This is a genomic window from Enterococcus sp. MMGLQ5-1, from assembly GCF_013155265.1.
Classification (GTDB): Bacteria; Bacillota; Bacilli; order Lactobacillales; family Streptococcaceae; genus MMGLQ5-1.
Map to the genome: position 1 here is coordinate 60,836 of NZ_JABJXU010000007.1, position 21,117 is coordinate 81,952.

The following is a 21,117-nucleotide window of genomic DNA, read 5'->3' on the forward strand; positions in this document are numbered from 1 at the left end:
ATCATGACAAATTGATGGCATAATCTAGCTTCAACGGCTTGAAAGTATCGGCATAAGCTGAAAAAATAGATAGGCAAAGAGCGCCTTTTACTATTTTTCAGTCTTATGCTCAACTTTCAGAACGAGCCGTTTACGCTTTTTAGATAATGTTCAAAAATTTGTCTATTTTCCTATGGCATTGAAGTTGTCGCTTCAGCGACTTACGGAAAAGCTAGTGGCAACGTGCCTTAGCGGATTTTCCGCTTAGGCGTTGACTAGTCGTTGTCGCATTGTCCCCCGTAAACATAAAAGCTAAGTGTGATTACCTACCAAACTCGAACGATAAACAATAAATTTAAGACAAATGAAACTTAACGCTTTAGCGTTCTCGTTGAATTGTTGAAAAAAATTTATTGTTTCGGGAGAGTTTCGGTAAATCACACGTGCTAGATAAACAAGGTGCTTTCTCTCTCTGATTAAAACTGTGAAAAATAGACGAGTCATTCGTTTATTCAGTCAGACGTTTTCTGTCTGACCGGATGACGTATCTATTTGAACAGTTTTGAGAGAGAAAGCCCGTAAATTACGAAAAATATAAAGGGAGTTAGGACTTTTGTCCCAGTCCCAATACATACCGATAGTATGTATTACCTTAAAAAAAATAGCAGACCCTGCTATTTTTTTAAATAAGTAAAGAGCTTAAATGAAACCTCAAGAAGCTCATCAGTAATCAATGGCACACCTATACCGTCAAAGGTTTGTTTTATAAAACAAATTTTACGACGTAATTGCTGCTCTGTCAAAACAGAAATCTGGAAACCAAGCCATGTATTGAAAGTTAAAACAATTAAATCAGCAACCTCCTCTGGATACTCCGTTTCAATTGATCCATCAGTAATACCTTCCTCAATAACCTTTTTTAATTCAGGAACGGCATACTGAAACATGTCTAAATACTGTTCACCTAAAAGACGCGGGCTTCTCAAGGTAATACCGGCAGAATACCCTATTTTCTGTAGTGGAAAATTGTTAATGGCATCCATTAATGAATTCTGCAATTTTTCAAGTCCATTTTGACCACGCCAATTAGCTAAACTCGTTGGTTCATAAGAAGATTCAATCACTGTCTGTAAAATTTCAAATTTGGATTTAAAATGATGATAGATTACCCCTTTAGTTAACCCGCCAAGCCCATCAATAATATCTTGTATTGAGGTATTATCATAGCCCTTTTCCCAGAATAGCTCTCCCGCAACATCAAGAATCTTCTGGCGAGTTTGCTCTGGATTTGTACCACGTGCCAATTTATTCACCTCTTTTATACATACCATCGGTATATATGCTAGATTATACTAAAAATATTTATCTGTCAAACTAAAATTTAATGAGCGCTCTGATTAATCATCTAACTCTATTTCTAATACCTCACTCGTCTGATTATTAATTTTTACTGACGTTTCTGAACGACCGTTTTTCACGCTAACCTCCCATAGCATAACGCCGTTATCCTTATCTAAAGACCATTCAACTGCTTCTCCTGCACCGGCTGCTTTTACAGCTATCTCACTCACAGCCCCAATGCTTAATAAATTAGTTAAATCTAAACCATCTTTTGCCTTAGCAATACCGTTCGTTTCATCAGAATCCAAATTTTCTCGTTCAGATTGTGTAATCTTACCTGATTGCGCATCAATTTTCACTTCAAATTCCTCATTATCGCTGACACCATTAAATTTATACCGATAGCTACCATAAGATGTGTCCAGATCAATTGAAGTAATAGTTAAATCAGGATATTCTTTTTCAAATATTGCCAATGCTTCAGCCAAAGTAATTGCTTTTTCAGGCAATGAGGTTGATGCTAAAGTTGAGTCGGACTCCCCATTACTAGAGCTATTAGCCACTGACGCTTCACTTTTCAAGTTGCTACTCGTACTTGGCAAGGTATTCTGATTTGAAGTACACCCCACTAACAGAATACCAAATAAAATTAAAGTACCAAACCAAATTTTTTTCATCTAAATCTTCCTCTCAAATTAATTTACTAAGGCGACGTCGTATCAACGTTCCAACAAAATAATCATAGCAAGTTTAATTGTTTTAATAACCAAAAAAGGATAAAAATTAAATGAAAATTTTTTCATTTAAAACTATTTTGGTAGATGAACCGTAAAAATACTACCGCCTGTAAAGCTATCCTTGACTTCAATTTGACCACCATAATAAGCTACTAATCTCTTGACAATTGACAAGCCAATACCCGAGCCAGAAACTGCGCTCGATCGAGCCGGATCCACACGGTAAAATCGATCAAATATATTCGCTTTAAGTGCATCAGGTATTCCAATACCTTGATCCTCTACTGAAAAGCTGATATTGTTTCCCTGACTAACAAGTTGAATTTTGACCTCGCTATTACTTTTTGAATATTTGCAGGCATTTTCAATTAAATTTCGGAAAATTTGATAAAAATGGGCTGAAACGCCATTTAGATAAATCGTTTGCTGATGCTTAAATATTAAGGGCTGTGAATAGACGACTGCCATTTCGGAAATCACTTCTGATAGAATCAAATTTAAATCGCATTCTGCCATTTCTTGCAGTTTAATTTCTAATGATAATAGCTGTTCTACTAGCTCTGACATCCGCTTAGATTCTGAATCGATAAAGCGAATTGATTTTGGTATGACCTCAGGGTGCTTTTCACCTCTTCTTTTAATCAAATTAACATGACCACGAATTGCTGCAAGTGGTGTTCGCAATTCATGGGAGGCATCAGAAACAAATTGCTGTTCTCTTTTCAGAGCATTCCTTTGTAAACCTAGCTGATAATTAAAAGCCTTAGAAACTGAGGCAATTTCAGTAATGCCCACCTGCTCTTCTAAATACATATCAGAGGCAGCATGATGACCAATTTGAATAATATCTTGACTCATTTTTACTAAAGGTGCACTTAGTCGGCGTGAAAATTTCCTAATAACAAATATCCCCATGACAATCAGAATAATAATCATAAGCAAGCTAATCCAAATAATTTGCCTGATGACTTGATAGGTATCGCTCAGCTCCATCAGAATACTAATTTGAGCACCATTTTTTTCAAACGCTTGATAATACGCCGGCCCTTGATCAGATAACCAAAGTAAATTTTGATTAAAAATGAATTGCTGATAATCTGAAAAATTATTATAAATCGACTTTGCCGCTCGAGAATAAATCACTTCATTAGAATCCAAGACTACACGGATATAATATGGCGAATTATTACCCGAGGCATAGGTTGTGATTGTTTCTACCCACTGGGCCTGATCGGCAGTTTCTGTTGTTTCAAGCATTTCCTTGACGTAACTGGACTGCGCCCTTGCTGATTGATAAAATTGAAAAATAACCACCGCAATAATTGAAGTACTCAATAAAATAATCATCGAGCTAAGAATAATTGTAAATCGGACTGTCAATATTGACTCAAGCTTTTTGGATTTTTTTTTAATTGTCATCATCAGCCCTCAATGTATACCCAACACCTCGCACTGTTTGAATCAAATAATGCTCTGGTTGATAATCCATTTTATTTCTAAGGCTTCGGATATAGACATCAACATTATTGGTTTGACCAAAATAGTCAGAACCCCAAACTTCGTTTAGCAACTGATCACGCGTTAAAACCTTCTCGGGTCTTTTTAACAATGCTAATAAAAGTTGAAACTCCTTTTGCGTCAAGGCAATTTCTTTGTCAAATCGTTCAACAAGGTGCTTGGCAATATCTAATTTTAAATCTTGGTATTGATAAAATGGCGCTCTTTCACTTTTCTGTGTCAAACGTGCTTCACGGCGGATAGCAACACGAATTCTTGCTAATAATTCTTCAATTTCAAAGGGTTTAGTAATGTAATCATCTACACCCGAATCTAATCCTGTAATCTTATCATAAAGCTGGTTTTTAGCAGTCATCATAATTATCGGGACATCACTCAATTGACGAATCCTTCTAGCGACCGTAATACCATCATATACTGGCAGCATCCAATCTAATAAAATTATAGTAATAGCTGTTTGATTTTGTTTAAATAATTGGAGTGCTTCCTGACCATCCTTTGCTAATATAACCTGATAATTTTCAAATTCTAACTCTTTTGCTATGAAATTAGATAAGCTTAATTCGTCTTCAACTAAAAGAATTGTAATACTCACTTTGTCCTCCTCAACTAATATTATTAATAAATATTTTATATTAATTATAAAATAACTTTTCCTTAACTTTCCTAATTATTATTATATAATAATATGATAAAGCATTTTAAAGGAGTTTATAATGAAAAAATTTTTTATTTGGCTATTCGGTATTATTTTAGCAATTGTTCTTATCATTGTTATTGCCTTTCAAGTATCTGTCAAGCCAGGACTTTATATTTTTAGCTCAGTTTTTAACGGTGAAGTTGAAATTCAAAATAAAAATAAATTTGAAAAAGCAAATCAATCGGTAACTGCAATCAAAAATCTAAAATATTCTTCAAAATACCAAAGCAATACTTTTGATATTTATTATCCTAAAAATACAACTGAAAAGGTGCCAGTGGTTTTTTGGGCGCATGGTGGCGGTTATATCGGAGGAGACAAGGCTTCAATTGAAGAATTTGCCAATTATTTAGTCAGCGAAACCAATGTTGCTGTTATCGCCATGAATTATCAAGTTGCACCAGAATTAAAGTATCCTGGGCAGGTTGAACAGATGAATGAGCTCTATCAATTTATCGAAAAATCTACTAACAAGTACCCAATGCTAGACTTAAAACGCATCTTTTGGGGCGGAGATTCCGCGGGGGCACAAATTGCTGGGCAGTATGTCGCAATTCAAACTAATCCAGACTATGCAAAGGCAATGAATTTTCAACCCGAAATTAAAAGTGAGTATCTAAAAGGCTTTATTTCCTATTGTGGACCGCTCGATTTAAAACAGGTCACTCAAAAGCAAACAGACCAATTCATGATGAAGCTATTTATTCGGACAGTTGCTTGGTCATTAACAGGGACCAAAAATTGGCAGGACAGCCCCAAAATCGAAGAAATATCACTCGTTGATAAAGTAACTGCAGCATTTCCACCAACATATATCACGGATGGTAATAACTTCTCTTTTCAAGAACAGGGTATCGACTTTGCAAATCAGTTAGAAAAGCTAAATGTACCAGTGACCACACTCTTTTATAATCAAGAAAAAAAGGAAATCAATCATGAATATCAATTTAACTACGACACAAAAGAAGCTTTAAATTGCCTAAATCAGACGATTGAATTTATTCATAGCCAATTAAATTAGCATAACAAAAAAAAGACGTTTTAGTTTTTACAATTGTAAAGAGCTAAAACGTCTTTAAAGCTTATTTAGTCGCAATTGTCCAAAGCTGGCTAACCTCTTTTTTAGAAAGTGGTCGATATTGCCCCGAAGGGACACCAGATAAATCTAAATTGCCTACTCGAATCCGAGATAATTTTTGAACTGGCAATTTGCAACGCTCAAACATTTTTTTAACCTGATGATTCTTACCTTCATGAATTGTTAATTCAACAATGCTCGTTTGTTTAGCAGGATCAATCTTCAAAATCTGATATTGAGCTGGCGAAATTTTATAGCCATCTATTTTCATACCATGAACAAAGGGTTTTAAATTTTCTCTATTTGCGATGCCTTTAACCTTAGCAACATAAACCTTATCAATTTCATGCTTGGGATGGGTTAATAAATTGGCAAACTCACCATCATTAGTCAATATTAATAAACCAGACGTATCCCAATCCAAACGACCAACAGGATAAATCCGTTCCTTAACTGCTGGAAAAAAATCCAGGACAGTCTGACGTCCCTTTTCATCAGAAACACTACTAATCACCCCACGGGGCTTGTTAAATACAAAGTAGACCGGTTCTTCTTGATAAAGTCGAACACTATCAACTTCAACAATGTCTTTTTTTGAGACCTGATACGATAAATCAGTCATTACCTCACCATTGACCGTTACCTTACCGGCTTTTATGAGCTCATCTGCCTTCCGTCGCGATGCAACTCCTGCATGGGCAATGTGTTTATTTATTCTTTCCATATTTTCTTTCACTAATCCTTTTTTTATAACCAAAGCTATTTCAATACTTACAAGCAATTTGCTAATTAAATAGATTGGTTTCATCCTCTGCAAACTCTAATGATGCAATCGTCGGTAACTCATTTAAATCCTGTAAACCGAAAAAATTCAAGAAGAAATCGGTTGTTTGATATAGCTTAGGACGTCCCGGTGCATTTTTATAGCCGGCATCCTTGATTAAGCCATAAAGTAAAAGCTTGCTAATACTACCTGTTGACTGAACACTTCTGATTTCATCAATCTCAGCGCGTGTGATTGGCTGTTTATAAGCAATAATCGATAAGGTTTCCATCAATGCCTTAGACAGCTTCTGATTTTCGGGTGTCTTCGCATAAACCTTAATTACTTCATAATACTCACTTTTTGTCGATAGAATTAAACGACCAGCCACCTCTAATATCGTTAAGGCAGAATCCTGATCCGAAAGATATTTCTCTTTTAAGCACTGAATCGTCTCATTGACTGTAGATAAATCAACCCCAAGTATTTTAGCGATTTCCTTTATTGTTAAGCCTTCTTCACCAGCTACGAATAATAAGAGCTCTATTTTCCCAATCGCTGTCATAGAATCACTCTTTCTATCTCAATTTCTTCAAAATTTTCAGTTTGGCTAAAGCTCAAATAGCTTTCCTTAACTAGCTCTAATAGTGCAAGAAACGTTGTGACAAGTTCAGACATCGTAACATCAGCTTGGAATAATTGACTAAATAAGAGCCTCTGATGCTGATTAAAGCTTGCTTTTAAGCTCGCAATCTTATCCTCAACTGAAAAAAGTTCTTCATCAATTGTTGTCTTTTCACGCAAGGTTGTTTTCTGTTTAAGTAAAAGCTGATTAAAGGCAATAAATAAATCAATTTTTTCATAAGGATTAATTAATTCTAGCGTCTCTTCAATCATCAGCTCTTCTTTAGGACGTGATAAAAACTGAGCGCGCTCAAAATGCTTCTCAACTAAAATCTCTGACGCCTCTTTATAACGTCGATATTCTTCTATTTTATCCAGTAAATCACGCTCTGGCGTCTCCTCTTCATAAGCTTCGACTTCAACAGCAGGTAATAGCATTCGACTTTTAATCAATAAAAGATGACTCGCCATCACTAAATACTCACCAGCAACCTCTAATTCTAAGGTTTGCATACTATGAATGTAATCTAGATATTGCTCAATCACCTCTAGTAAGGGCACATCATAGATATCCACTTCAAATTTTGAGACTAAGTGCAGTAATAAATCTAATGGGCCCTCGAAGCCTTCAATTTTTATATTAATCATGCTTACCTCTAAAATATGGCTCTAAAGTAATCATTGTTGCCAAGCCTAACTGCTCTTTGATTTGATGAATCGTTTTTCCAAGCTTAACCTGTCTTAGTATATATTGCTCTCGTAATTTTGCTGGCGACAAATCCTGAAAGCCCTGTTCAAAAAGTGTCTTTTTAATCGTTAAATAGCCCCATTGTCGCGTAAAAGCATGCCCATGATTTTCAAATAAAAATACCTGACCAAAATGATAATTACGCAAGGCTTCAATCAAAAATGGCACGAGCTCAATCACTCGGTTTTGTCCCTTTATCTCAACCTGTAAAAAGCCGTAATCCAAATTAACGTCGCTACTCTTGATTTTTAAAATATCTTGAATGTTTAAGCCTGTCTCTAAAATAAAGACAACGAGCAGTTGAGAAAGTGATAAATCTGAGTGATAGAAGGCTTTAAAATCAATCAAGGCAGCCGGCTTAGTCGTTTCAATATTTAGAGGACTACCCTTAATTTGAATCAGCACTTTAATCATTTGATGCTGATATAAATAAAATAAAAATTGATTAATAATCGATGTTTTACGGTGAATTGTCCGATTACTTAAATTTAATTTCTGAAGCTTCAGCTGAAATAGCTCAACATTTTGTTGATTAATCAAATCAAGCCTATTTTGAAGTGATGAAGCAAACTGAATTAAATCATAACGATAATTATCATAGGAATTTTTGGACAATGATTTACTCTCTAAAAATTGATTAATAATTATTAACATTTTCACCCTGCTTTTGGCAATCCTCACATAATCCCTCAATATGTGTATGAATATTTTTAATGGCATACGGATAGGATGCAATGACTTTTTCTGCAAAATCATCTAACAGGTTACTTGGTAACTCAATCCATTTACCACATGATAAGCAGATAAACTCAACTTGGATGCCACGGCTTCCAGTATTGATGCTGTATCTCGCAATACCATCATCAGCAATAAAAACCTTCTCTAAAATAGAAAGATTGGCTAATATTTCTAAAGTTCGGTAAACTGTCGCCAAACCAATTTCAGGACTACCTTGCTTTACTTCAACAAAAATCTCTTCAGCTGAAAGTACCTTACCATTGCCATTTAATATTACCGAAACGACACTTCTTCTTTGTGGCGTAAGCTTATAACCTGACTTTTGTAATTTTTCTTGTATCTCCATTAAATCAGTCATATTGATTCACCTTGTTCAATTAATTTTGTGCCAAGCTCATTTTGAATAATTTTTTTATCCTTCAACAATGTACCTAGCGCTCGTTTAAACTGTGCTTTGCTAATTCCAAATTGTGCTTTAATTAATTCAGGACTACTTTTATCATTCAAGGTCATCTGCCCTTCTGGCTGACGCTTTAAAAATGCCAAAATCATTTCAGCATCATTATCAATCATTTGATGTGCTAAAGGCTTTAATGAAAGATTGAGCAAACCATGGCTGCCAATACCAATCACCCGACCTTCAATCACCTGTCCAAGCCTTGGCTCTGAAAACCGTTCGCTTGGATGAATAAAGCCTAAATAATTATCCTCAGTAATGACAAAGGTACCAACTAATTTTAATCGATACACTGTTGCTTTGACTTGCTTATTTTTAACATCACCCTTGGCAAAATGACCAATTGAACGAAAGACGGCTTCTGGCGCTAAATGTCCCCAAAAGCGATGCTTGTCATCTACTTCTAGGTTAACATATAATCGATCTCCGGCTTTAGGCCAAAGCGCTCTTAATTCAGACAATTCATCAATTGAAACAACAATATCCTTGTCCTTAATACCGACATCTACAAAAACACCAATATCTCTTCTGACACCAGTCACTGTGCCCCATACATATTCAGTTTCCGAAATTAATGGTAGCTCAGTTGTAAGTCGATTCTTGTGTCCTTTATCAATATATGCAAAACCAGTTACGGTTTCACCAATTTTAAACGAGCCTTCACTTTTATCCAAGCCAAAGGTAATTCCTGATTTCTGAGCAAAGACCTGTTTATCGTTTTCATCAATTACCAAAGCAGTAACAATCTGACCAAATAATTCTTCCATAATACCTCTACTAATATTTACTTGTTTAAGGAGTTGAGTGCAAAGCTTAGCCAAGCGCAAGCATTAATCATTGGGGTTGGGACAAAAATCCTAACTCTCTTTATATTGTTCGTAATTTACGGGCTTTCTCTCTCAAAACTGTTCAAATAGATACGTCATCCGGTCAGACAGAAAACGTCTGACTGAATAAACGAATGACTCGTCTATTTCTCACAGTTTTAATCAGAGAGAGAAAGCACCTTGTTTATCTAGCACGTGTGATTTACCGAAACTCTCCCGAAACAATAAAATTTTTTCAACAATTCAACTAGAACGCTAAAGCGTTAAGTTTCATTTGTCTTAAATTTATTGTTTACCGTTCGAGTTTGGTAGGCAATCACACTTAGCTTTTATGTTTACGGGGCAATTTAGCACCTTTTTCTACGTCGTCAAACGTCTTTTGTCCCACCTTCAATATGTCTAATAGTCCAAGTCATCACTATGTCCGGCACCATTACCAACAAAATAGCCAGTTTTACAATTAATAGAAACGAGATAGCGACCGTCAGCTGAAAATAAATTGTAGTAGCCATTACCATTAATAATGTTAACCTTTTCCAAGATATAATCATTACCGATGTAGCCACGACTTTGACAAAGCGCAATTACCTTCTCTTTAATCCCATCGCCCCACGTCCATGCTGAATTATTCGCATCGTTAATTTTCGATTGATCGTATGGCACACGTGATTTTTGTCGTTCACTCTCAGAAACCGCACTATTTGTATTAGCTGAGCTAGCAGCATTACCAGTGCTTGATGCAGCTGAAGTGCTTGGCGATGCACCTGATGCTTGATTATTAGCGCTTGCCTCTGCTGCCTTTTGCGCATCAGTTAATGCTTGAATTTGAGCTGTAATCTGATTAAAGGCTGCTTGATATTGACCTTGAATTGGCGCTGAAGTATGACTGTAAAGTGTCTGTGCTGTCTGCAGATCGCTTAGACTGGCCTGATCGATTCCTGTTTGATCAAGCTGATCAAGCTGATTAGAAAGCGCACTTATCTCTGATTGCTGAGCCTTACCTAAAGCAACTGCATGATTTAATAAGGCTTTTAATTTTTCATTATCAACCTCTGGCATTTGTAAATTCTGGTTTTCTTTTACAGTAACCGTGTTAATCAGCTTACCATCAACAATTGCTGGCTGATTAAAATACTGATTAACCTGTTCAATCGCTTGCACTTCTTGTGATAGCGTATTAACCTTTTTTTCTATGCTAGCATAATCCTGATAGTCCGTATAGCTCTTTAATTCCGATTTAATACTATCTAAATTCGCAAATGCTGAATTTTTTAGCTGTCCATTCTCCTGATCAATATAAAAGGCTTGGATTTTTGCATTAAATTTCTTAACATTTTCAGTTAATGAAGCTGTCTTGGTCGTCTGAGTTGTGCCATTGCTGTGTGAAAAATTCCAAGCATAAACAATTCCCGCAATCAAAGCGATTAGGATTAAGCCTAGACTCAGCCATTTATAAAGCTTATTATTCTTATTACTTACTTTTTCTTCGCTGATATCATCGGCCACAGATTTTTCCTCTAGCGCCGGAATATACGGTCTACTTTGTGATTGAGTTTCTAGAGCCTTAGCTTTAGCCGTTTTTTCTGGAGTAGATTGATGATTTTTGATGTAGTCTGACAAAATATTTGAATCAATTTTTGTCCCATCGTCAGAATTTTCAGCTTCCTCGGTTGAGGTCGTTTTTTCATAATTATCTTTTTGTTCGTTTAGCTCACCGATTGTCATTGTTTTCGCTTTTTCAAAGCCTAATGCCTGATTTTTATCAGCTTGACTATCATTATTTTCAGGTTGCTTTTGCTTATTTTTTTTGTTAATTCTCTTTTTTCTGCTCATAATCCTCACCATAATCAAATTGACTTTCTTGATATTATAGCATATTTTACATAATTATTGTTGACTAAACAAATTTATCAATCTTGAAGCTATCGTTTAGGTCGTTGCCCCCAATATTGATAAAGATCGACACGTAATGCGCCATTATACAATTTCCGTTTTTTAGTTGCCCGTGCACCATATTTTTTTTCAAAATCTAAGTCACTTGTTAAAATATATTTGCTCCATGTCGTCAACGGTCGATAAACTTCACCCATATCCTGATAAAGCCTTGTCACCTCAGCCTCAGTCAGCAAGCGATCACCATAAGGTGGATTAGAAACCAGTACACCAAACTCTTTTTCTGTTTTAAAATCCTGAAGTCGCATTTGTTTAAATTGAATTACATCTGGCAAGCCTGCTTCAGTTGCATTTGCTTTAGCCGCCTCAATCATCCGGCCATCAACATCACAACCCAAAATATCTAATTCAACATCATAATTAGCTTGAGCATCTGCTTCATCACGTACTTTTTCAAATACCTCCTGCTCAAACCAATCCCACCTTTCACAAGCAAAATCACGATTAAAGCCAGGCGCAATATTCATACCAATTAAGGCTGCTTCAATGCAAAACGTGCCAGAACCACAGGTTGGATCATAAAAGGGCTTATCTGGAAACCAATTAGTTAGCATAATAATCGCTGCCGCCATATTTTCTTTAATTGGTGCGCCACCCTTACTAATTCGATAACCACGTTTAAATAGGCTATCACCCGTTGTATCAAGCGTAATTGTTACCTTGTCCTTTAAAATAGAAACCTCTAATTGATATAAGGCACCTGTCTCTGGTAAGGGTACGCTCTCAGGACGATGATAAATGGCTTGCAGCTTTTTGGCAATCGCCTTTTTCGTAATTGCCTGAACATCAGATACAGCATAAAGGGTTGACCTAACCGATTTACCTGCAACCGGAAAATTAGCATCAATCGGTAAATAGTCCGCCCAATCCAATGCATAAATACCTTGAAATAATTCTTCAAAGGTTTTTGCCTGAAATTCTCCAACAATAATCTTAACGCGATCTGCTGTACGTAACCAAAGATTGGTCTGAGCAATTGTCCTTTGATCTCCCGAAAAATAAGCGCGACCATTTTCAACCTGACAATCAATTCCTAAATTTCTGAGTTCCTTGCCAACTAAAGCTTCAATGCCCGCAGCTGCTGTAGCAATTAATTTGAATTTATCCTTCATTTTTTCTCCGTTAATCTTATTCTCACACTGTCACAACAATTTTACATTCACTTAATTCCATTATAATATATTTATTAGATTAATAATAACAACTAATAATTAAGGCTGAAACAATTCTGTTCCAGCCTTAAAACCTATATGTGATTTTCTATAAGCCATGTTCTGTTCAATGTATACATTAGGTCCTGTATACAAATCAGTAATCATCTATCTGCTTTTCAGCCTGAATTGCCGTTCATTTCCATTCATTCAGTGCCCCTACCATAAGTTTGGGTTGCTCGCTCGAGGGGTTTACCGCGTTCCACTATTTTTTTTTCAAAAAATACTTCGTCACTGTGGCACTTTCAAGACTACTCAAGCATAGTCGAAACCTTAGCTCTTTTATCTGCCGTCGCTTCTGCGCCTAGACTTATTGTTTCATCTAGCACGAACACTACAAGCATCTCAGCTTGTGCGAGCATGGACTTTCCTCAGTAGAAAAAAATCTACCGCGATTACTCAAAAACCACAATTATCAATTATCTCAATCTTGTTGCTTCATCATCAACAGGAAGCTCTTCAAAACGGACGGTATTTTTTGGTGCTTCTGTTACTTCTGGTTTTGCCTCATTAATCTTTTTACCAAATACTTCACGCTCTAGATTAGACAGTCGTTTCAAAATATCAAAATTAGTAACTGTTGTGCTCTTTGGTGGCTCAACTGGTTTAACAGAAACTGATTGCTTGGCTAGCTTGTCAACCTGAGCTCTTAAATAATCATTTTCTTCTTGTAAATCAATTAATTCTTTTTGATATGATTCATAATCTCTAATAATATTATCTAAATATTCATCAACTTGCTCTGGATCGTAACCACGCATCTTTGTTTTGAATTGCTGCTGCAAAATATCTTGGGGCGTGTAGTTCAACTCTGCCATTATTGACACCTCTTTTTCTAGTATTCTTAATCATTTTAGCTGATTTTTATCATTTTGGCAATTTTCCTGAAAAATATTATAATACTTTTATAAACGTTATGGGGGTAGACATGAGAATAACTAAAGAAATCTTATACCAATTAATCCAAAAAAGACCGTTGCATTCACATAAGGGGACCTTTGGGCATGCATTGCTCATTGGTGGCGCACCGCAATATTCTGGTGCAATCATCATGGCAGCAACTGCCTGTCTATACAGTGGTGCAGGCTTGACAACGGTTGCTACCTCAGCTGAAACTCGATTGCCATTACTATCTCGCTCACCTGAAGCTATGGTAATTGATTGGACATCTCAAGACAGCCTGACTCTAGCGCTTCAAAAAGCAACGGTTATTTTAATCGGTCCAGGACTGGCTGAAGATCAATTTGCCTTAAGCTTACTTGAATTTGTCCTAAAGCAAATTAAACAACAGCGCCTTATCATAGATGCTTCGGCAATTAATCTAATTGCGGCAAACCGATACTTGTTCAAGCTGCTTCCCGAAAACACAATTTTTACACCTCAGCAAAAGGAGCTTGAGCGATTAACAAAAATACCAATCGCTAAGCAAAAGCCATCGAAAATCCAAGCATTTGCTGAGGACACTAATACAATCATCATCGCCAAATCCGAAAAGACGACCATTTACTCGGCTGGTAGGGCACCTCATTATATTGATATTGGTACACCTGCCATGGCAACCGGTGGGACTGGTGATACACTTGCAGGCATCCTTACCGGCCTGCTCGCACAGTTTTCAACCAATTGCTTTTCTACTGCTTGCGCTGCCGTCTATCTACATAGCGAGATTGCTAGTGATTTAGCGCAATCGCGCTACCTCGTGCTGCCAACACAAATCAGTGAACAACTACCCTTTTATTTGTATAAATACAGTCGTTAATTAATTACTAATTGTTAATTATTAATTGCTAATTCTCTTATTTGACAAACATGGCATCACCAAAGCTGAAAAATCGATATTGCTCATCAATTGCATGCTGGTAAGCTTCTAATACAAAACTTCGGCCAGCAAAGGCAGAGACCAGCATGACTAAAGTTGATTTTGGTAAATGAAAATTGGTTGAAAAGGCATCAACAATTTTAAACTCAAAGCCAGGTTTAATAAAAATATCCGTCCAGCCTGAATCTGCAGCCACCTTCCCATCAAACTTATGACCGATTGTTTCTAAGGTTCTAATGGTCGTTGTACCAACCGCTACCACTCGAGCACCACTCGCCTTGACCTGATTAATTGTATCGGCACCTGCCTTTGACAAGGCATAAAACTCAGAATGCATATGGTGGTTTGAAACATCATCCACGCTAACAGGCCTAAAGGTACCTAAGCCAACATGAAGCGTTAAATAAACAATATGAACGCCTTTATCGGCAATCTTATCTAATAGCTCTGGCGTGAAATGTAATCCCGCTGTTGGTGCCGCAGCCGAGCCATTCTCCTTAGCATAAACTGTTTGATAGCGCTCTTGGTCCTTAAGTTTTTCATGAATATAAGGCGGTAAAGGCATTTCTCCCAAACTCTCAAGCACCTCTAGAAAAATCCCTTGGTAGCTAAATTCAATTATCCTGCCACCGTGCTCCAATTCTTCAATTACAGTTGCTTTTAAGCGACCATCACCAAAAGTAATTTCTGTACCAATATGAACGCGCTTAGCTGGTTTAACCAAGGTTTCCCATTGGTCCTTAGAAGTATTCTTTAATAATAAAACTTCAATATGTCCACCTGTTGCAACTTTTTCACCATGTAGCCTCGCAGGCAGAACACGAGTGTTATTTAGCACCAAGGCATCCCCTGCTTGTAATTCATCAATTATATTATAAAAATGGGCATCCTTCATTTGCTGAGTTTTATGATTAATGATCAATAATCGTGACGCTTCCCGATTTTTTAATGGCGTCTGTGCAATAAGCGACTCTGGTAAATTAAAATCATAATCCGTTATCTTATTTGACATTTCTTTCTCGTTTCTCTCTAAATTCTTCAAATTACATTAAACTTTATTTATTATAACATGTCTAAATACTATCCTGTTATTATTTGCAAGTTTCAATAAAAAAGCGTATGAAACATTTTAAATTAAAAAACGTTTCATACCGCTAGAGTAATATTAAAGTCAAGGTATTAAAGATAACGCTAATACTTTGCTTATGTTAAGCTTTTAGCATTTGCCTGATCAGAGGACCAGCTAGCCGAGTTCACTTCCTTTAAAGAATTTGTCACACTATGCTGCCAGTCTTCTGGGTTTTGGTTAAATGTCGTAAAATCAATATCTTTAACAAACCATTTTTTATTTTGGCTATCAAACTGAAGGGAGACGACCGCATTTTTACTGTCATCCATCAAAATCTCATCCAGGCCAATCTCCTCTACCAACTCCATACTGGTAGTTAAATCAATATAAATATCAAAAGTTGCCTGTGGTTCACTCAGACCTTTTACCTTTATTGAATCAACATTCAAGTACATTGTTTGAAAGGATTGGCTATATCGCTTCAAATAGGGTTTGATTTCATCGAACTGTGCTTGAATCATTTTTCTTCTATCCGTAGAAACCGAAGATAATTTATCGAAGTTTAAATTATTATTAATTGCTTGATTCATCGTTAAATAATAATCACTTACAATTGATAATAATTTTTGATGAAATTGTTTTTCCGAAAGATAAATTTTTTGACTGTCCACATCAAACATCTGTGTTTTATTTGTCACATCTACCTTCTGCTTTTTATTGATAATACCATATGTTGGGTTATCAAGCAGTAAGTGAAACTGATATAAATATGGAATAAATGGGCCTAAATTCGTTTGATTTAAATTATCAAAGAAATTTCCCTGATTTTCAATTGTTACTTTAGTATTTTCAGCATTATCAAGCGTTAAAAATCTTTTATGAGGTAAAAAATACTTTTCTTTAAAATAGCTATTCTTATTTTTAAATTGAAAAGCAGACTCATTTAAAAATATTTTTGCCACCTTTTGCCGAGAGGGCGCCTTTGAAAATTCATTAAAAAATAAATCAATCGTAGCGTTAGATATTTTCGTTCCATCAGAAAAAGTTGGACAAATTGCCTGAAACCTTTTAGAATCCTTTTTCTGAATAGCTATCGTTAACTCATTAATAGCTACCTTAGAAGAACGCTGGTATGCGAATAATCCCAAAAAAACAATGCAGGCTGCCACAATTAGACCAGCCAGTAGCTTCAGCCTGTTTTTCTGAAAAAAATTAATCATTCAAATGCCCCATAAAAGCAGACTTAATATAGTCGAATTCATAATTTTTACTTGAATCAGAAGAATCAACTGACCACTTCTTATCATCCTTAGTTAAAATCATTTTATAGCCTTCGCCATCCATGTAATCTGGCGTACTGATATTAGTTTCCTCAATTTTAGTTGGAATTTGCTGTAAAAGATATTTTTCGGCATCTTGATAAATTTTATCATAGTCAGAGCCATCATATTTATCTTGATTTTCATCTACAAATTTATCCATAATACTTTCAGTATCTATATCAGAAATGTTGATTGTTTCAGGTTTAACATAAATAACCGCACGATTTGGGGTCAATTCGCTAACATTATACTCGACCTTCGCTTTTTTCTGATTGGCAGCAATGAATGAATCAACTAATGTGCCTAGCTCTGCCGTAGAAGGCTCATAATAATCAAAATCTTTTTTTACAGCCTTGGAGAATTGTTCTTTAAAGGTTGTTTTTTCACCTTCTAAATCATTTGATAATTCTACTTTATTTTTTGATGCATCATCACTAGCTTTACCCAAAAATACAGCATCAATATATTGTTGTGAAGCCGCCTTTAAATTATCGCTTTCATCCTTATACTTTGATGAATCAATTTTTAAAACAATTTCCTTTTCATCATCGCCGTCAACGCTATATGGTGCGAAGCGCAATTCATACTTTTCATTTTTATTAACTTCAAAAACGACATAACCACTCGCACTCTTATTAGCAGCGATTTTTGAAGTATTAAATAATTTAAACTTACTATCATCAGTATAAATATTCTCTGCATCTATTTTATTATCTTTTGAATCATAGAGTGCAATATCACTTGTTCCTAAAAAATTCATCGATTTCTTAGTTTTATTAGTAATTGAAACATTGAGTGCCAGCATCCCCTCATCATCACTGGAGCTACTATCCTCAGTCACAACATATGTACCTGAATTAACCTTAATACTTGCATCAGCTGAAGCGCTCTCTTCTTTCGTTTTTGAACTTGAACCACCGCAGGCAGCTAGCTGCAGCACCGCAAAACATGTAACTAATCCCAAAAATAATTTTTTCATAAATTCCTCCATAATATTCTTTTAATCAAATATTCAGTTATTTAAAAAATAATTTCTAAAAAAGCAATTACTTTTAATAACAAAATATTAGACACCCCAAATAGCTAATTAAACTAAAGCATTAAAAAACGATTAGCTTAAAAAGTTTTTAAACAACAATATTCTTAAAAAATGTCAAGTGGAATTTATTCCCTTTCCAAAAAACAATATAACAATATGCTTATAGAGTTAAATTGTTCACTTACAAAAATAATAACAAATATTGTTATTTATAAACTTTAGTATATTAAATAATAATAAATTAAGCAATACTGTTTTATTTTGTTAAAATTGATGCCACTATTAGTGATTGGTATCAACCTCACAACGAGATTATTTTGAATAAAAAAAAGGTTTAGTGTATTATCAAATTAGATACAGCTGTTTAAAACTGAATATACACTAAGTGAGGTGATTTGAATGCAGAGAATTGAAAAAATATATCAGTATGTTCAAAGCAAGGAATTTGCAACCACGCTAAATGTCGCAGAAGCTTTAGAAATTCAGCGTTCTAATGCCAGTAAGGATCTAAACGAGCTTGTTAAAGCAGGCAGGCTAAACAAAACGACTAACAGACCCGTCCAGTATTATGTCAATCCCGATTACCAAGATGCTAAAGCGCACGAAGTCCAAAAGCCAAGTGAGCGCGTTGACGTTTTTTCAAGAGTAATTGGTGCATCTGGTAGTATGAGAAATGCCGTAGAGCAAGCTAAGGCTGCCATTTTATATCCCCCACACGGCTTGAATTGTCTAATCACCGGTCCAACAGGTTCTGGGAAAACCTTCTTTGCGCATGCCATGTTTCAATTTGCGCAATCTCAAGGCATTATTGCGGATGATCAGGAGCTAATTACATTTAATTGTGCTGACTATGCGAATAACTCCGAATTATTAATGAGCCATCTTTTTGGTTATATCAAGGGGGCATTCACAGGAGCAGAGGCAGACACAGAGGGCTTAATTCAAAAAGCAGACGGTGGCATGCTCTTTCTTGATGAAATCCATCGGCTCCCGCCAGAAGGTCAAGAAATGATTTTTTACTTCATGGATTACGGTAGCTACAATCGATTAGGTGAAACAGGTAAGAATCACTTTGCAGACGTCAGAATTGTTGGGGCAACTACTGAAGATTTACATTCTTTTTTATTGGATACTTTTCTGAGAAGAATTCCAATCAATATTCAAATGCCACCCTTTGCCAATCGCCCCCCCTCTGAGCAAATTGATTTAGTCCGTGTTATGGTGGCAATTGAGTCCAATCGTATTCAACGCAAAATAACCTTGACTGAGGATGTTGTCAAGGCACTTCTTGGTAGCGTTTCCTACGGCAATATTGGGCAATTAAAGTCTAATGTTCAGCTCATCTGTGCACGCGGCTTTATGAATCATATGAATAAAAGGGAAATTAATATTACCCTAAATGACCTTTCAGATGGTATTAAATCTGGACTTGTTCAGCTGTCAGCAGATCGGCTTAAATCGACTGATATCTCACCGTATTTAGAACCAATTATGACTATTACACCAAACGTAATGGATCAGCTAATCCAAACAGATACCTATGAGCTGCCTTACAATCTTTATGATATTATTGGTGATAAGGCAACCATTCTAAAAAAAGAAGGACTCGATCAAGAAGCAATCAACCACTATATTTCAACCGATATTAATGTCCATTTAAAATCATTTTACAAGGATCATGGCTTTTCCTTCAATACCGAAACGCGCTTGGCAGAGCTTGTTGATAAGCATATCATTGAAATTAGCAATCAAATTATGGAAATTGCTGAAAAGGAACTGTCTAGTATTTTTCAGCCAAATTTTATTTATGCAATGAGCTTACACCTCTCCTCACTCCTAAAGAAAATTCAGATAGGTGAAATCAGACAAACCAATGATAATATTCGAGAAATGGCAACCAACTATCCTAAAGAATTTGCTGTAGCTCAAAAAATTAGAACACTTGCTGCTAATGAATTTGAAGTCGATATCTCTGAAAGTGAAGCATACTATCTCACCGTTTTACTCGTATCATTAAGAGAAGAAACGCCAATGGGTAAAATTGGGATCGTTGTTTCAGCACACGGTAATAGTACAGCAAGCTCGATGGCTCAGGTTGTGCGTGATTTGCTAGATATTCAAAATATTAAAGCGATTGATATGCCCTTAGATATGCATCCCAAGATTGCCTATGGCAAGCTAAAGGAGGCTGTTCTGCAGGCTGATGAGGGCAGTGGTGTCTTATTAATGGTAGATATGGGATCCTTAGCTACCTTCAATAATGAGCTTGAAAAGGAAACACAGGTTAAGGTGAGAACCTTGGATATGGTGACTACGTCTTTATTATTAGAAGCAGCAAGAAAATCAACTCTCCTAGGCTCAAATATCGACGAGCTGTATGAGCTTTTACAAACCTTTAAAGGATACAGCAATAGACAAGAAACTAAAGAAAGACTAGCGCCTCAATTAGAGAAGCAAGCTATTCTCGCAATATGTGCTTCTGGTGAGGGAACTGCGATGCGCCTCAAAGAAATTATCGAACGTCCCTTAAAAAGAAAAGCAATCAAAAATATCGAAGTCATTACACTCTCAGTAACTGAAATTAAAGAAAAAATACCATCATTAAAGCTGGAATATCAAATTATTGCAACGACAGGGATCATCGACCCTAAAATAGGTGTTCCGTATATTCCAATTGATAAATTTATCAACCAGAATCCTAATGAAATCATTGATCAGCTTCTCTTAAATGGTAATCTGGATAATCAATTAAGTGTTGAACTAACCCTTGATAAAGCAAGGTCACTTTGTATTGATTTTATGGAAAAAAATTTCACCTTTATCAATTCTCAAAAATTGATTGAACCATTATGGACAACTGTTAATCAGCTGGTCGTTGATGATCAAAAAGCAGACACTTATGCTAAAATGATGAATTTAACAATGCACTTGGCTGGTGCAGTTGAGCGTGCAGCATTAAAGCAGCCACTTCTACTCGACGCTCAAACACTAGATCATTTTAAAGCTTTTAAAGCACAAGATAACTTTGATGAAAAGCTTAATGCACTGGAGTCAGAGCTCAATCTGACTCTAAACGAGGCTGAGCGTTATTACATTTATAAAATAATCAATCCTATCGATACAGTAGGTCAGTAATAATACACTAAAAACAATACAGATACACTAAGGAAATTAGTGTATCTGTATTTTTCTAT

At 35.8% G+C, this 21,117-nt stretch carries 19 protein-coding genes and 1 other RNA gene; 3 read left to right on the forward strand and 17 right to left on the reverse strand.

The features are described from left to right. Positions 1–653: 653 nt before the first annotated feature. The 4 genes from HOY35_RS08380 to HOY35_RS08395 form a co-directional block, all read right to left on the reverse strand. Positions 654–1,283, reverse strand: coding sequence for a TetR/AcrR family transcriptional regulator (locus HOY35_RS08380; RefSeq protein WP_172212312.1), 630 nt, complete (start codon positions 1,281–1,283; stop codon positions 654–656). A gap of 93 nt (positions 1,284–1,376) precedes the next feature. Continuing rightward, on the reverse strand, positions 1,377–1,997 hold the full coding sequence (locus tag HOY35_RS08385; protein WP_172212314.1) for a PepSY domain-containing protein: 621 nt from the start codon (positions 1,995–1,997) through the stop codon (positions 1,377–1,379). 132 nt (positions 1,998–2,129) lie between these two features. Then, positions 2,130–3,479: a cell wall metabolism sensor histidine kinase WalK gene (locus tag HOY35_RS08390; RefSeq protein ID WP_172212316.1), complete on the reverse strand. Its 1,350-nt coding sequence runs from the start codon at positions 3,477–3,479 to the stop codon at positions 2,130–2,132. Further along, the gene (locus HOY35_RS08395; protein WP_172212318.1) at positions 3,466–4,170 is read right to left on the reverse strand and encodes a response regulator transcription factor; all 705 of its coding nucleotides are present in this window, start codon (positions 4,168–4,170) and stop codon (positions 3,466–3,468) included. The genes HOY35_RS08390 and HOY35_RS08395 overlap by 14 nt, the downstream gene beginning before the upstream one ends. Before the next feature lie 121 nt (positions 4,171–4,291). On the opposite strand from HOY35_RS08395, the gene HOY35_RS08400 reads away from it, so the two are divergent. After that, a complete protein-coding gene (locus HOY35_RS08400) occupies positions 4,292–5,296 on the forward strand; it encodes an alpha/beta hydrolase (protein ID WP_172212320.1) in 1,005 nt (334 codons plus the stop codon). Between the two features lie 61 nt (positions 5,297–5,357). Here HOY35_RS08400 and HOY35_RS08405 read toward each other — a convergent pair whose 3' ends face one another. The 10 genes from HOY35_RS08405 to gpsB all read right to left on the reverse strand — a co-directional run bounded on the left by HOY35_RS08405 (position 5,358) and on the right by gpsB (position 13,492). After that, the gene (locus tag HOY35_RS08405) at positions 5,358–6,077 is read right to left on the reverse strand and encodes a pseudouridine synthase (RefSeq protein WP_172212551.1); all 720 of its coding nucleotides are present in this window, start codon (positions 6,075–6,077) and stop codon (positions 5,358–5,360) included. A gap of 61 nt (positions 6,078–6,138) precedes the next feature. Beyond that, positions 6,139–6,681, reverse strand: a complete 543-nt coding sequence (scpB, locus tag HOY35_RS08410) for an SMC-Scp complex subunit ScpB (RefSeq protein ID WP_172212322.1) — start codon at positions 6,679–6,681, stop codon at positions 6,139–6,141. Further along, positions 6,678–7,388, reverse strand: coding sequence for a segregation/condensation protein A (locus HOY35_RS08415; RefSeq protein WP_172212324.1), 711 nt, complete (start codon positions 7,386–7,388; stop codon positions 6,678–6,680). Before HOY35_RS08415 ends, scpB begins: the two co-directional genes overlap by 4 nt. Then, positions 7,381–8,142: a site-specific tyrosine recombinase XerD gene (gene xerD, locus HOY35_RS08420; protein ID WP_172212326.1), complete on the reverse strand. Its 762-nt coding sequence runs from the start codon at positions 8,140–8,142 to the stop codon at positions 7,381–7,383. The genes HOY35_RS08415 and xerD overlap by 8 nt, the downstream gene beginning before the upstream one ends. Further along, entirely contained in the window at positions 8,126–8,584 is a 459-nt protein-coding gene (locus tag HOY35_RS08425; RefSeq protein WP_172212328.1) for a Fur family transcriptional regulator, read from the reverse strand. Before HOY35_RS08425 ends, xerD begins: the two co-directional genes overlap by 17 nt. After that, complete coding sequence (locus HOY35_RS08430) at positions 8,581–9,450, reverse strand: S1 RNA-binding domain-containing protein (protein WP_172212330.1); 870 nt, start codon at positions 9,448–9,450, stop codon at positions 8,581–8,583. The genes HOY35_RS08425 and HOY35_RS08430 overlap by 4 nt, the downstream gene beginning before the upstream one ends. A 459-nt stretch (positions 9,451–9,909) precedes the next feature. Continuing rightward, positions 9,910–11,343 (reverse strand): cell division site-positioning protein MapZ family protein, encoded by a 1,434-nt coding sequence (locus HOY35_RS08435; RefSeq protein ID WP_172212332.1) that lies wholly within the window; start codon positions 11,341–11,343, stop codon positions 9,910–9,912. 89 nt (positions 11,344–11,432) lie between these two features. Continuing rightward, complete coding sequence (locus HOY35_RS08440) at positions 11,433–12,575, reverse strand: class I SAM-dependent RNA methyltransferase (protein ID WP_172212334.1); 1,143 nt, start codon at positions 12,573–12,575, stop codon at positions 11,433–11,435. Between the two features lie 146 nt (positions 12,576–12,721). Beyond that, an RNA gene (rnpB, locus tag HOY35_RS08445) (RNase P RNA component class B) lies at positions 12,722–13,081 on the reverse strand. A 12-nt stretch (positions 13,082–13,093) separates the two neighbouring features. Next, positions 13,094–13,492: a cell division regulator GpsB gene (gpsB, locus tag HOY35_RS08450; protein WP_172212336.1), complete on the reverse strand. Its 399-nt coding sequence runs from the start codon at positions 13,490–13,492 to the stop codon at positions 13,094–13,096. 110 nt (positions 13,493–13,602) lie between these two features. Here gpsB and HOY35_RS08455 point away from each other — a divergent pair, with 110 nt between their 5' ends. Then, positions 13,603–14,433, forward strand: coding sequence for an NAD(P)H-hydrate dehydratase (locus HOY35_RS08455; RefSeq protein ID WP_172212338.1), 831 nt, complete (start codon positions 13,603–13,605; stop codon positions 14,431–14,433). 37 nt (positions 14,434–14,470) lie between these two features. Here HOY35_RS08455 and queA read toward each other — a convergent pair whose 3' ends face one another. The 3 genes from queA to HOY35_RS08470 all read right to left on the reverse strand — a co-directional run bounded on the left by queA (position 14,471) and on the right by HOY35_RS08470 (position 17,863). Continuing rightward, positions 14,471–15,505, reverse strand: coding sequence for a tRNA preQ1(34) S-adenosylmethionine ribosyltransferase-isomerase QueA (gene queA, locus HOY35_RS08460; RefSeq protein WP_172212340.1), 1,035 nt, complete (start codon positions 15,503–15,505; stop codon positions 14,471–14,473). Positions 15,506–15,696: 191 nt separating this feature from the next. Further along, positions 15,697–16,782, reverse strand: a complete 1,086-nt coding sequence (locus tag HOY35_RS08465) for a hypothetical protein (RefSeq protein ID WP_172212342.1) — start codon at positions 16,780–16,782, stop codon at positions 15,697–15,699. Next, complete coding sequence (locus HOY35_RS08470; protein WP_172212344.1) at positions 16,775–17,863, reverse strand: DUF5105 domain-containing protein; 1,089 nt, start codon at positions 17,861–17,863, stop codon at positions 16,775–16,777. The genes HOY35_RS08465 and HOY35_RS08470 overlap by 8 nt, the downstream gene beginning before the upstream one ends. A gap of 459 nt (positions 17,864–18,322) precedes the next feature. Here HOY35_RS08470 and HOY35_RS08475 point away from each other — a divergent pair, with 459 nt between their 5' ends. Beyond that, on the forward strand, positions 18,323–21,058 hold the full coding sequence (locus tag HOY35_RS08475) for a sigma-54-dependent transcriptional regulator (RefSeq protein WP_172212346.1): 2,736 nt from the start codon (positions 18,323–18,325) through the stop codon (positions 21,056–21,058). Positions 21,059–21,117: the final 59 nt, after the last annotated feature.

Excerpts from the sequence above, each read along its gene's own strand:
- HOY35_RS08440 (WP_172212334.1), bottom strand. The coding sequence starts at position 12,575 with ATGAAGGATAAATTCAAATTAATTGCTACAGCAGCTGCGGGCATTGAA.
- queA (WP_172212340.1), bottom strand. The coding sequence starts at position 15,505 with ATGTCAAATAAGATAACGGATTATGATTTTAATTTACCAGAGTCGCTT.
- scpB (WP_172212322.1), bottom strand. The coding sequence starts at position 6,681 with ATGACAGCGATTGGGAAAATAGAGCTCTTATTATTCGTAGCTGGTGAA.
- HOY35_RS08430 (WP_172212330.1), bottom strand. The coding sequence starts at position 9,450 with ATGGAAGAATTATTTGGTCAGATTGTTACTGCTTTGGTAATTGATGAA.
- HOY35_RS08400 (WP_172212320.1), top strand. The coding sequence starts at position 4,292 with ATGAAAAAATTTTTTATTTGGCTATTCGGTATTATTTTAGCAATTGTT.
- HOY35_RS08390 (WP_172212316.1), bottom strand. The coding sequence starts at position 3,479 with ATGATGACAATTAAAAAAAAATCCAAAAAGCTTGAGTCAATATTGACA.
- HOY35_RS08385 (WP_172212314.1), bottom strand. The coding sequence starts at position 1,997 with ATGAAAAAAATTTGGTTTGGTACTTTAATTTTATTTGGTATTCTGTTA.
- HOY35_RS08435 (WP_172212332.1), bottom strand. The coding sequence starts at position 11,343 with ATGAGCAGAAAAAAGAGAATTAACAAAAAAAATAAGCAAAAGCAACCT.
- HOY35_RS08470 (WP_172212344.1), bottom strand. The coding sequence starts at position 17,863 with ATGAAAAAATTATTTTTGGGATTAGTTACATGTTTTGCGGTGCTGCAG.
- HOY35_RS08415 (WP_172212324.1), bottom strand. The coding sequence starts at position 7,388 with ATGATTAATATAAAAATTGAAGGCTTCGAGGGCCCATTAGATTTATTA.
- HOY35_RS08425 (WP_172212328.1), bottom strand. The coding sequence starts at position 8,584 with ATGACTGATTTAATGGAGATACAAGAAAAATTACAAAAGTCAGGTTAT.
- gpsB (WP_172212336.1), bottom strand. The coding sequence starts at position 13,492 with ATGGCAGAGTTGAACTACACGCCCCAAGATATTTTGCAGCAGCAATTC.
- HOY35_RS08405 (WP_172212551.1), bottom strand. The coding sequence starts at position 6,077 with ATGGAAAGAATAAATAAACACATTGCCCATGCAGGAGTTGCATCGCGA.
- HOY35_RS08465 (WP_172212342.1), bottom strand. The coding sequence starts at position 16,782 with ATGATTAATTTTTTTCAGAAAAACAGGCTGAAGCTACTGGCTGGTCTA.
- HOY35_RS08475 (WP_172212346.1), top strand. The coding sequence starts at position 18,323 with ATGCAGAGAATTGAAAAAATATATCAGTATGTTCAAAGCAAGGAATTT.
- xerD (WP_172212326.1), bottom strand. The coding sequence starts at position 8,142 with ATGTTAATAATTATTAATCAATTTTTAGAGAGTAAATCATTGTCCAAA.
- HOY35_RS08455 (WP_172212338.1), top strand. The coding sequence starts at position 13,603 with ATGAGAATAACTAAAGAAATCTTATACCAATTAATCCAAAAAAGACCG.